This is a genomic window from Streptomyces sp. NPDC057302 (assembly GCF_042667685.1).
GTDB lineage: Bacteria > Actinomycetota > Actinomycetes > Streptomycetales > Streptomycetaceae > Streptomyces.
Window position 1 is genome coordinate 20,194 of record NZ_JBHUZJ010000002.1, and the last position, 10,616, is coordinate 30,809.

The window sequence follows — 10,616 nt, forward strand, 5'->3', positions numbered from 1 at the left end:
CACTCCGGGGCCCACGTTCGGCGGTCTCCTGCCCCGTCATGCGAACCGCACCATGTCGCCCATGGCCACCAGGAGTTCGCGTGGCCCCCGGAAGGGGTTCCGGGCATGGGCGACCAGGATGTTGTCGAGCACCAGGACATCGCCCCTCTCCCAGGGGAAGCAGACCTCAAGATCGGCGTACACCCGGCACACCTCGGCCATCGCCTCGTCCGGGATCACGGATCCGTCGCCGAAGTGGCACTGCCGCGGTAGCGTGTCCGGCGTGTGGGTGGACTCCAGGGCCGTCCGGGTCGCCGGGTCAAGGCAGGCCGGGTGCCAGTGCTGGGCCTGGCCGATCCAGGACCACACGCCGGTTCGCGGATGCCGGACGGCGGCCGGGCGGACCGCTTCGGTGCGCAGCCGGTCGCCATCCCAGGCGAAGCGCAGGCCCTGCTGTGCGCAGCGCTCCTCGGCCTCGCGCCGGTCGTCGGTGCGCAGCACGTCACGCCAGCCGAGCCCGAGCCCGGTGCCGTAATTGCGTACGTACATCACGCCCTTGGCCAGAAACTCGGCTCGCAGGTCCGCGTCGAGCCGCCGGAACACCTCCCGGCTGTCGACGATCGGGGTCTCGCCGCCGAACGCGGCGGGCCGCGCGCAGCAGAACATGATGCGGGCGGGCCCGGTGTCGTTGAAGGAGTTCTCGGTGTGCCACAGCAGCTTCTCCTCCGGCGGGAAGAACACCGGGGAGACGATGCTGCCGCTCAGCGAGGCTCGGGGATGCTCGCCGTTGTCGCGGTACAACTGGTCGATGAGCCCGTCGGCGAGGCGTTCCAGGTCGTGCGTGGTGGTGACCGAGAACCCTCTGAGCAGTACGGCGCCGTGGTCGTCGAGCGCTTCGTCGAGCCACGCCCTCGAACGCGAGGCCCAGGCCGCCACGTCGACACCGGCGGCGGTCGGCCGGATGAGCAGCGGCGGTTCGCCCGGGGCGCCGAGCGGTGCGTGCGTGACGAGCGATGCGGGGGTGAAGCTGACGGGGGAGGGAACCGCCTGCCTGAGGCCGTCGGGGCCTGGCATGCTCCCGCGCGGTGTGGTCACGCCGGTTCCTCCTGGTGCAGTGCCCGGCCGAGGCGGTCGGCGGCGAGCAGATACAGGGCTTCGACGTCCTCGCCGGTGATCGCGGAGAACTGGTGCGCGGTCTCGAAGGCCGGGTGGCGCACCAGCTTCTCGCGGTAGTCGGGCAGCGCGACGCCCGACTGGAGCATCTGGAGCCACTGGCGGGTGCCGGGGTAGGGGCTGTTGACGTTGAGGGCGACGCAGCCGTCGGGGATACAGCCCGCCCGGTGCAGTTCGGCGATGAGGTCGAGCGTCAGCAGCCGCTGCTCGGTCGTCTCGCCGAGGCCGAACTGCAAGGACGTGCCGACCCGGATCCCGGCCTCGCGGCACCAGTGCGCCACGCTCCGGAAGCGTTCGGTCCAGTCGGTCTGTGCCACCAGCAGCAACTGACGGACCTTCTGGACGCGTTCGGCGTCGGGTTCGGCCGATTCGACGCCGAAGTACACGTAGCTGCAACCGGCCGCGGCCATGCGCCCCAGCAGGTCGCGGTCCACGTCGTTGACGGTGGTCTGGCAGCCCCATTCGAACGTGCCGTGCTCGGTGGCGAGGTCTTCGAGGAGAGTCAGGAACTCGGCCAGCCAGCGGGGGTTCTGGGTGAAGGTGCTGTCGTCGAAGAACACCGCTTCGAAGCCCTGGTCGATGCGCAGCCGGATCTCGCCGATGACGTGCAGGGGAGACCGCTGGCGGATCTTGGGCTGCTCGTAGAGGAACGCGTCCGCGGACTCGTGACAGAAGGAGCACGCGTACTTGCAGCCCAGACACGCCATGATCTGCGCCGTGCGGCGATGCCCGAAGACGGGGAAGCGGTTCTCGTGCGTCAGCCGGGACACGTCGATGTACGGCAGCCGGTCGCCGTCGATCGGCACGCCGCTGAGCGGCATCGACTCGATGCGCCGCGTGCTCCAGTCGTACGTGAACAGCGCGCCGACGCCCGGCAGTTCGGCGATCCGGTCCGAGTCGGCCAGCAGGCGCTTCTTGACGGTCTCGGCGTCGGCGGGCAGGCAGTCCGCCACCACCTTGAGGACCTCGGGCAGCGCGAACGCGGAGTCACCCGCGAACACGATGTCCATCAGCTCCCGTTCCTCGGGGCGGGCGAACGTCTGGAGGGCGGCGAGCCTGCCGAGCTCCTCCGCGCCGATCCGGAAGTCGTCGTGGCTCTCCTGCCTGCGGCCGCTCATCCCGGTCACGCGGCGGGAGGCCGCCCGGTAGGCGTCCGGGTTCACGGCGTCCTCGTGCTGGCCGCCGAGCAGCACGACGGCCTGCGGACATTCCCTCTTGACCGTCGCCGCGATGCGCAGGGCGAAGTGGTGGCCCTCGGAGAGGTTGCTGATGCCGACCACCACCGGGCGGTGCTCGCGCAGGCAGTCCACGAGCTCCTTCTCGAAGGCGGGGGAGTAGGCAGGGGGGTTGAGGACGGCCACGACCTCGGGGACCCGCGCGCCGGGGAACTCGTCGATGCGCAGCATCCGGTCCAGGACGCAGGTCGCGTAGAGCAGCGGGGTCGGCATGCCGGGGAACGCGCCCGTCGCGCCTTCCTCGATGTGCGGGGCGCTGACGAAGAGCACCGGGAAGTACTTGATGCGCCGGCGCTCTTCCTGACGGCGAGGGTCTTCGGGACCGGCCGCGGGCGGCCCGAGGCGGGCGGCGATCCCCTCTTCCACCGCGGCCTCGCGGTGCAGGGCTTCCCGCGAGACGGTGCGCGGATCCTCGCCGTCGCCGGGGCGCAGCCGCCAGCGCTTCTCCTCCTCGTACAGCTCACGGTCTATCCGGTCGGCGCGCGCCTGGCGCACACTGCGCGCCAAGGCCTCCGGGACGGCGAGCGGTGCGGGGTCCATGAGCGTCACCCGCCCATCACGCGGGAGACGTACGCGGCGACTTCAGGGTCCGCGAGCAGGCGGCTCCGGTCCACGGTGAACCGGGTGGTCGTGCCGCGCGGGTCGGCGGCGCAGGTGCCGATGCCGCCGGTGGCGGAGAGGACGGTCGTCGCGGGTGGCGTGTCCGCCGGCGGGGGCTGCGCGTAGGTCCAGGCGGCCGCGGCGAGGTAGGCGAGGTAGTGCGAGAAGCGGTCGGAGAGCTGCTGCCGCACCGCCGGATCGACGGCGAGGCGCTCGCAGGCGGCGGCCACCGCCTCCCGGTAGGCCCTCTCCAGGGTCTCGGCGAGCGGCAGGACGTCCGCTCCGGTCGCCGCGGGTTCACCGTCGCACCCTCGCGCCGCCGCGATGGCGGTGTCGAGGTCCTGCGGGGAGAGCTGGGCGGCGAGTGTGCGCACGGCGGTGCGGTAGTCCTCGCCCAGGGTGTGGCTGTCGACGAGGACCGGATCGAAGGTGATCAGGGAGGGCTCGCCCAGCCCCAACACCCGTAACCGTGCGGCCAGTTCGCGGGCCAGTCCGCTGCCCGCGCAGTGTCCGAGCACGGCGAGGACCGGCTGCCCGCGCTCCTTGACGGCCTCGAGCCAGGGCGTCACGTACTCGCCGACGCCCTCCCGCAGGAGCGCTTCGACCGTGCCGCGCCTCGGTACGGCCTCCAGTACGTGCCGCCCGTCCAGGAAGGAGGCCAGGTCGGCGAAGCGGGCATCCCCGCGCCCGGCGTCGAAGGCCACCGTGAGGATCAGGCCCCCGTCGCCCTGCCGCAGTACGTGCCATCGCGAAGAAGTCATGGTGCTCCCGTCTGTCCGAGGCCGCGGAAGGCTATACGTGGGCATCGGCCCAGAAGGTGCCGTACTCGTCGGCGGTGCCGGGGGACGGCGCGGAACCGAAGTACGGGGTCTTGTCCATGGCCTGCGCGAACAGCTCCTGGCCCTTCAGGAACACGTCGTACACCTGGTCAGGGGTGGCCTTGTCGGTCGCGAAGACGGGTGGCAGATCCTCGTGGTAAAGACGGAAGTCACGGTGGAGCAGCTTCATCCCGAAACGCTCGGGGCGCTCGAACATGGCACTTCCCGGATACGGCACGAGACCGAAGAGATAGGTCGCCTGCAGCAGGTCGTCGTCGAGCAGTTCGCATACCCAGTCGATGCTGCGCCGCATGTCGTCGGTGCTCTGGTCGGGAAAGCCGTTCACGGTGAAGGCGCAGGCGGCGAGCCCGGCGTCCCTGACTTTCTTGAGGGTTTCCCTGGTCGCACTCAGCTTCATGTGGTGCTTGTGCGTCTCATGACTTTCCTGGACGGCGGTCTCAAGGCCGATCTCCACCCATTGGCAGCCGCTGCTCTTCAGCTTGTGCAAAATGCGGTCGTCGGTCAGGCAATTCAGCCGGGTCTGGCAGTCGTAATTGATGTCGCCTTCTTGCTCCAGGAGTTCCAGGAGTTCGAGGGTGCGATCCGGGTGCAGGGTGAAGGTTTCGTCGCCCCAATAGATGTTGTGCCGACCGCCGTAGCGGGACCGGTAGGCGCGGATCTCTTTGAGGACGCGGTCGAGGGGGAAATAGTCGGGGCGTTGACCGATGGTCTGGATGGTGCAGAACGTGCACTTGTAGGGGCAGCCGAGAGCGTAGACCTGGCGTAAGTAGCGAATGTCTTCGCCGGTACTCGTGGGGAAAAGGTCCACCTTGGGGAAGGGGATGTCGGCGGGCATCAGGTGCGGATAGCGGTGTGCCGTCCGGACGGTGGAGCCGTCGGAGCGCTGGTGCACCAGGTTGCCCACACCGGACACCTCGCGCCCGTCGGCCAGGGCGTCCAGGAGCGCGGGAAGTGCCTGCTCACCGCGGTCGACCACGACGTAGTCGACACTGGGATGGGCGGCCACCTCGTGGGCCAGTGGCGTGGCGACGACCCCGCCGTAGACGACGTGGGCCGCGGGGTGGACGCGCTTGACGGCGTCCGAGATCTCGTACGCGTAGCAGAGGTTCACGGTCATCGGGGAGAACAGATAGACGTCCGCCGGATGCCGGCGCACGGCCGCCTCGACGGCGTCCACGGCCATGAGCCCCGGCTGCGTGAACGCGTTCGGATCGGTGTAGAGATCGACCACATCGATATCGGTGTAGCCGTGCGCGACGAGCACTCCGCCCAGCCAGTGCATCCAGTGCGGAAGCTCCCACATGTTTTTCCGCATGTGGTCGAGTCCCGGGTGCGCCGCATGGTACTGAATGTCGAAATTTCGCCAGAAGTCTTTGCGCTGTGCAATAGGAACGGTAGACATGGGCGTATGCACAAAAGCGACCCGCAATTTCCCTCCAGGGAGAGGCGGTTGGGGCTGCGTACAGACGATCCAAGCGAAATTGAATTTTTAGCATGTGTGACGGAGTACCGTCAAGGAGGCCTGTCAAGGGAGCCTGTTCCAGGCATCCTTGACGGCCTTCAGGGCGTGTGATCTACTGCCCGTCGGCAGATCTGGATTGGGGGAACCCATGCCGTCAGGGGAACTGTCCGAAGACCAGGATCAGGCACGGCCGACGGGTACGGAGGGCGGTTCGCCCTCTTTATGGAGCAACCCCGCATATCGAATTTTCTTAGGCGTTCAGACCCTTTCCGCGCTCGGTGACTCCTTCTCCTATGTCGCGTTGCCCCTGTTGGTGCTGCACAGCACGGGTTCGGTCCTCCAAATGGGCCTCGTCACCGGGCTCACCGGTGTCGCGTCGATCCTGACCGGCCTTTTCGCCGGTGTCGTCGCCGACCGCTTCGACCGCAGACGGCTGCTCATGCTCGCCGACGGGGCGCGCTGTCTGCTCTACCTCGTGATCCCGCTGGCATGGATCTCCTCGACGCCCGTCTGGCTCATCTACACCGTCGTCCCCATCGCGGGATGCTTCTCGATGCTCTTCCAGGTCACCTACGTGACCGTGGTGCCGGCCATCGTCCAGCCGGACCAGATCACCAAGGCCAACGGCCACATGTACGCGACGTACGCGATCGCCAGCGTCGCCGGGCCCGCGCTCGCGGGCTTCGTGGCCTCGTCCGCGGGTCCCGCCGCCGCGATCGGCATCGACTCCGCGACCTTCGCGGTCTCGGCCCTCGGCGTCCTTCTCGTGAAGTTCAACGGCAGGCCTCGGACGTCCGACACCGCCCAACACGGCTCCATCCGCAACGAGTTCCTGGCCGGGGCCAAGTTCCTGTGGCTGCACCCGGTGCTGAGGCCCCTGACGCTCCTGCTGTCCCTGATCACCTTCCTCATCTACGGCCTGACCGACCTCGTCATCTATCTGGTCAAGGACGAGTTGAACCACCCCGACACCACGGTCGGCTATGTGTTGACGGCCGGGACCGTCGGCTCGTTCATCGCCTCCGCGGTGGTCGCCCGGGTGCGCAGACGGTTCGCGTTCGGCGCGACCTGGATCTGCGCGTTCTCGGTCGCGGGTTTCGCCGTCGCCGGGATCGGCCTGTCCGGAAGCGTCCCCGTGATCGCCGTGCTGATGGCGATCACCCTGATGTGCACCGGCATCGCGGGCATCTCCTCCATGTCGCTGCGCCAGGAGGTGACCCCCAGCCACCTGCTCGGCCGGGTCACGTCCGTGTTCTGGACCATCCACACGGCCCTGGGTCCGATCGGTGCGGCCCTCACCACCGCGGTCGCCGCCGGAGCCGGGGTCACCACGATCTGTCTCGTCATCGGTGTCGCCGTACTGGCCATCGCGCTGACCGGCATGCTGACCGGCATCGCCCGGCCGCACGCCGTCGACAGCCCGGCGGAAGAGGTCGCATGAGCCCTGGCATACCTGGCACCCCTGGCACCCCTGGCACCCCTGGCACCCCTGGCACCCCTGGCTTTCCTGGCCCCGGCGCCCTGTCCCCGGCCCAGGAGAGCTTCTGGTTCCTGGACCGGATGCACCCCGGCACCGCGCTGTACAACTCCTGCTCGGCGATCCGCCTGACCGGCCCGCTCGACGCCGACGTGACGGCCGGCGCCGTACGCGAGATCGTCCGCAGACACGACGTCCTGCGCGCGAGCTTCCCGGCCGACGGCGGCGTCCCGCGCACACGCGTCGAGCCCGAACTGCCCCTGGACACACCCCTGATCGACCTGACCGGACTGCGCCCCGGGCTCCGCGACACCGAGGCGCACCGCCTGGCCGAGGAGCACGCCCGGCGCCCGTTCGACCTGGAATGCGGCCCCCTGATACGCACGGCCCTTCTGCGGTCGGCCGACGACGACCACACCTTGCTGCTCAACTGGCACCACATCATCAGTGACGGCTGGTCCCGGCAGGTCTTCCTCGACGAGTTCCTCGAAATCGTCGGCGCACGGGCCGAGGGCCGAACCCCCGAGCTGACCCCGCTGCCCGCCCAGTACGCGGACCTCGTCGCCCGACGGCAACACCTGAGCGCGGGCGATCCCACCTACGAGGATGAACTGGCCTACTGGCAAGGGAAGTTGGCCGGTCTCCCCGACGTCCGGCGACTGCCCCCGGACCGCACACCCCCCGAACGGACGACACCACCCGCTGCCTCCGCACGCCGCACGCTCGACCCCGAACTGATGCACCGCATAAGGGTGTTGGCGCGATCCGAGCGCGTCACGCCGTTCATGGTGCTCCTCACCGGCTTCGTGATCGCACTCTCGCGCCACATGGACCAGGACGACATCCTGGTCGGTACGCCGAGCGCCCTGCGGGAGGACATCGACGCCGACCTGCTGATCGGGCCCTTCCTCAACATGCTCGCCCTGCGCGCCGATCTGTCGGGCGACCCGACCGTGCGCCAGGCCCTGGCCCGGGTCCGGCAGACCTGCCTGGGCGCGTACGAACACCAGGCGGTCTCCTTCCAGGACGTCGTCGCCGCCCTCGACAGCGAACGCGGCGACGGGGACGACCAGTTCTTCGGCGTCACCTTCCAGTACATCGGTACGCCCTCCACCCGCACGGGACCCGGCGGTCTGACCGCGAGCGCCGAGGAAGTGGACATCGGCGTCGCCAAGTTCGACCTGACCGTCGACGTGTTCGCCGAGGAGGGGCATACGGACGTCCTCGCCCACTACGACAGCGGGCTCTACCGCCCCGAGACCATCGAAGCGCTGCTCCACCTGTGGCGGTCCGTGCTCGACGACATGACCCGGGACCCGGAGCAGCCTGTCGCCCTGACCGGAGCGCTCGGCTCCGACGACTGCGCCCTGCTGCTCGCCGCCGCTACGGGAGCCCCGGTCGCGCCTGTCGAAGTGGCGCCCGTCGAAGTGACGCCCGTTGAGGTCGCGCCCGTCGAAGCCGCGCCCGTCGAAGAAGACTGCGTGCTCGACGTCTTCGAGCAGTGGGCCGACCGCACGCCCGACGCCCCCGCCCTGGTGCACGGCGCCACCCGTCTCACCTACGGCGAATTGGACCGTGCCGCCAACCGTCTGGCCCACCGGCTGCTCGCTGATGGCGTCGTCCCCGGAGCCCGCGTCGGCATCTACATGGAGCGCTCCGCAGAGAGCGTCGTCGCGGTCCTCGCGGTGTGGAAGACGGGCGCCGCCCATGTGCCGCTCGACCTCGACAGCCCCGCGTCCCGTCGCGCGATGATCGTCGCCGACGCCGGGGTGGACGTGGTGATCACCCAGGAGTCGATCGTCTCCGACCTCGCCGGTGATCCCGTACGCAGTCTGGTCACGGGTCCGGACGGGGGTGACCCGAGCGGGGGCGACCGGGACGGGGCCAGCCCCGCGCGCACCCCCGACACCCGCCCCGCCCGCCGACTCGACCCCGCCAGCCTCTGCTATGTCATGTATACGTCGGGTTCGACGGGGCGTCCGAAGGGCGTCATGGCCACGCACGGATCGCTCCGGCGCATCCAGCTCGCCTGGGAGCACGCCTTCGCCCTGCGCGGGCGTATCCACGCTCATCTGCAGATGGCCAACTTCAGCTTCGACGGTTACCTGGGCGAGCTCGTCCGCTGCATCGGGTCCGGCGCTACCCTCGTCGTCTGCCCCCGCGAGACCCTTCTCCTTCCCGCCCGGCTGCTGCGGCTGATGCGCGAGGAGGGCGTCGACGTCGCCGACTTCGTGCCCACGGTGCTGCGGACCCTGGCGGCGCACGTCGCCGAGAACCGCGCTGACCTGGCCTTCCTCAAGCTGCTCATCGTCGGCTCGGACACCTTCCCCGCCGACGAGCTGGCGCGGATCCGCGGGCTGTGCGGACCGGACACGGACGTGGTCAACTGCTACGGCCTGACCGAAGGCACCATCGACAGCACCTACTTCACCGTCGGCGCCGACGACCAGGACACCCGCTCCGTACTCATCGGCACCCCCCTGCCCGGCACCGAGGCGTATCTCCTCGACGACCGGATGCGCCTCGTGCCCCCGGGCGTGCCCGGCACCCTGTACATCGCGGGCCCCACCCTCAGCCGCGGCTACCTGGGCGCCCCCGGCCGCACCGCGGACGCCTTCGTGCCGCACCCCTTCGCCGCCCGGCCCGGCGAGCGGATGTACCGGACCGGAGACCGAGGCCGCTACCGCCACGGGCCGCAGGGCCTGCGCATCGAGTTCCTCGGCCGCCGCGACCAGCAGCTGAAAGTGCGCGGCTACCGCGTCGAACTCGGCGAGATCGAGGCCGCGTTCCGCCGCTCCCCGCACGTGCGCGACGCCGTCGTCCTCACCGAGGGGGAGCAGGACGCCAAACGCGTCCACGCCTACCTCGTACCGAGGGGCGGGCAGGAAGGCGTCGACTGGCACGGCGTGCTGCGCGAGCATCTGCCGCTGTACATGCTGCCCGACCGCCTGGTGCTCCTGGCCGAGCTCCCGCTCACCCCGAACGGCAAGCTCGACCGTGCCGCACTGGCGCAGACCCCCGGCACCGAGGTCGCCCCGCCCGGCACCTCCAGGCCGGCCCGCACCCCCGTCGAGCACACCCTTCTCGGCCTGTGGGGCACCGCGCTGCGGCGCGCGGACATCGGCGTGCACGACGACTTCTTCAGCCACGGCGGTGACTCGCTGATGGTGATGCGGGTGATCGCCGCCGCTCATGACACCTGGGGCGTGGACATCACCGTCCGGGCCTTCTTCCGCGCTCCGACGGTGGCCCGTCTGGCGCCACTGGTCGAGCAACTGCTCGCCGAGTCCGCCACCGACGGCGGGACGGACGCAGGACCCGGCAGGATCGACCGGATCGTCCCGGTGGCCCGCCAACGCATCGCGTACGAGGAGGGCTCATGACGGCTGGAGCGCACGGCGGCGACCCGGACGGATACCGGGTGGTCGTCAACCACGAGGAGCAGTACTCGATCTGGCCCGCGGGGCAGGAGCGGCCCGCGGGCTGGGACGACGCGGGGCACGGCGGATCGCGCGAGGAGTGCCTCGCGCACATCGAGACCGTGTGGACCGACATGCGGCCGCTGAGCCTGCGCCGCCGGATCGAGCGGGAGGCCACGGGATGACGCCGTACTACCTGGGCTGCCTCATCGGCGACGTACGCGGCTTCGCGGGCTGGGCCGAATCGGCGGCGGGGGAACAGCGCGAGCTGCCCGACGACACCGTGGTGTACGTGCGCGACGATCTCGCCGTCGTGCGGCACCCGGTCCAGGCCGACCAAGGGGTGCTGTGGGACGCGGCGACGCCGCAGTGGCGTGCCTTCTGCACCGACGAGCTGCGGTTCGAGCCGCCCGCCGGACGGGAGTGACGGCC

Annotated in this window: 8 protein-coding genes; 4 read left to right on the top strand and 4 right to left on the bottom strand. The window is 70.0% G+C overall.

Annotated features, from left to right (window positions below):
• Window positions 1-36: 36 nt before the first annotated feature.
• Genes ACFUPX_RS01510 through ACFUPX_RS01525 form a run of 4 tightly spaced genes read right to left on the bottom strand, consistent with a single transcriptional unit; the run spans window position 37 to window position 5,141 of the window.
• Window positions 37-1,074, bottom strand: a complete 1,038-nt coding sequence (locus ACFUPX_RS01510; protein WP_383313974.1) for a TauD/TfdA family dioxygenase — start codon at window positions 1,072-1,074, stop codon at window positions 37-39.
• Window positions 1,071-2,927 carry a B12-binding domain-containing radical SAM protein gene (locus tag ACFUPX_RS01515; RefSeq protein WP_383313977.1) on the bottom strand — a complete coding sequence of 619 codons (1,857 nt, stop codon included), beginning with the start codon at window positions 2,925-2,927 and terminating at the stop codon, window positions 1,071-1,073. The genes ACFUPX_RS01510 and ACFUPX_RS01515 overlap by 4 nt, the downstream gene beginning before the upstream one ends.
• Window positions 2,928-2,932: 5 nt before the next feature.
• Complete coding sequence (locus tag ACFUPX_RS01520) at window positions 2,933-3,748, bottom strand: hypothetical protein (RefSeq protein ID WP_383313979.1); 816 nt, start codon at window positions 3,746-3,748, stop codon at window positions 2,933-2,935.
• Between the two features lie 31 nt (window positions 3,749-3,779).
• The gene (locus ACFUPX_RS01525) at window positions 3,780-5,141 is read right to left on the bottom strand and encodes a B12-binding domain-containing radical SAM protein (RefSeq protein ID WP_383313982.1); all 1,362 of its coding nucleotides are present in this window, start codon (window positions 5,139-5,141) and stop codon (window positions 3,780-3,782) included.
• Between the two features lie 295 nt (window positions 5,142-5,436).
• On the opposite strand from ACFUPX_RS01525, the gene ACFUPX_RS01530 reads away from it, so the two are divergent.
• From ACFUPX_RS01530 to ACFUPX_RS01545, 4 genes are read left to right on the top strand one after another with little or no spacing between them, the layout of a single operon-like run.
• The gene (locus ACFUPX_RS01530; protein ID WP_383313984.1) at window positions 5,437-6,729 is read left to right on the top strand and encodes an MFS transporter; all 1,293 of its coding nucleotides are present in this window, start codon (window positions 5,437-5,439) and stop codon (window positions 6,727-6,729) included.
• Complete coding sequence (locus ACFUPX_RS01535) at window positions 6,726-10,148, top strand: amino acid adenylation domain-containing protein (RefSeq protein WP_383313987.1); 3,423 nt, start codon at window positions 6,726-6,728, stop codon at window positions 10,146-10,148. Before ACFUPX_RS01530 ends, ACFUPX_RS01535 begins: the two co-directional genes overlap by 4 nt.
• Window positions 10,145-10,369, top strand: a complete 225-nt coding sequence (locus tag ACFUPX_RS01540) for an MbtH family protein (RefSeq protein WP_383313990.1) — start codon at window positions 10,145-10,147, stop codon at window positions 10,367-10,369. Before ACFUPX_RS01535 ends, ACFUPX_RS01540 begins: the two co-directional genes overlap by 4 nt.
• Complete coding sequence (locus tag ACFUPX_RS01545; RefSeq protein WP_383313993.1) at window positions 10,366-10,611, top strand: hypothetical protein; 246 nt, start codon at window positions 10,366-10,368, stop codon at window positions 10,609-10,611. The genes ACFUPX_RS01540 and ACFUPX_RS01545 overlap by 4 nt, the downstream gene beginning before the upstream one ends.
• The last annotated feature ends 5 nt before the right edge of the window (window positions 10,612-10,616 follow it).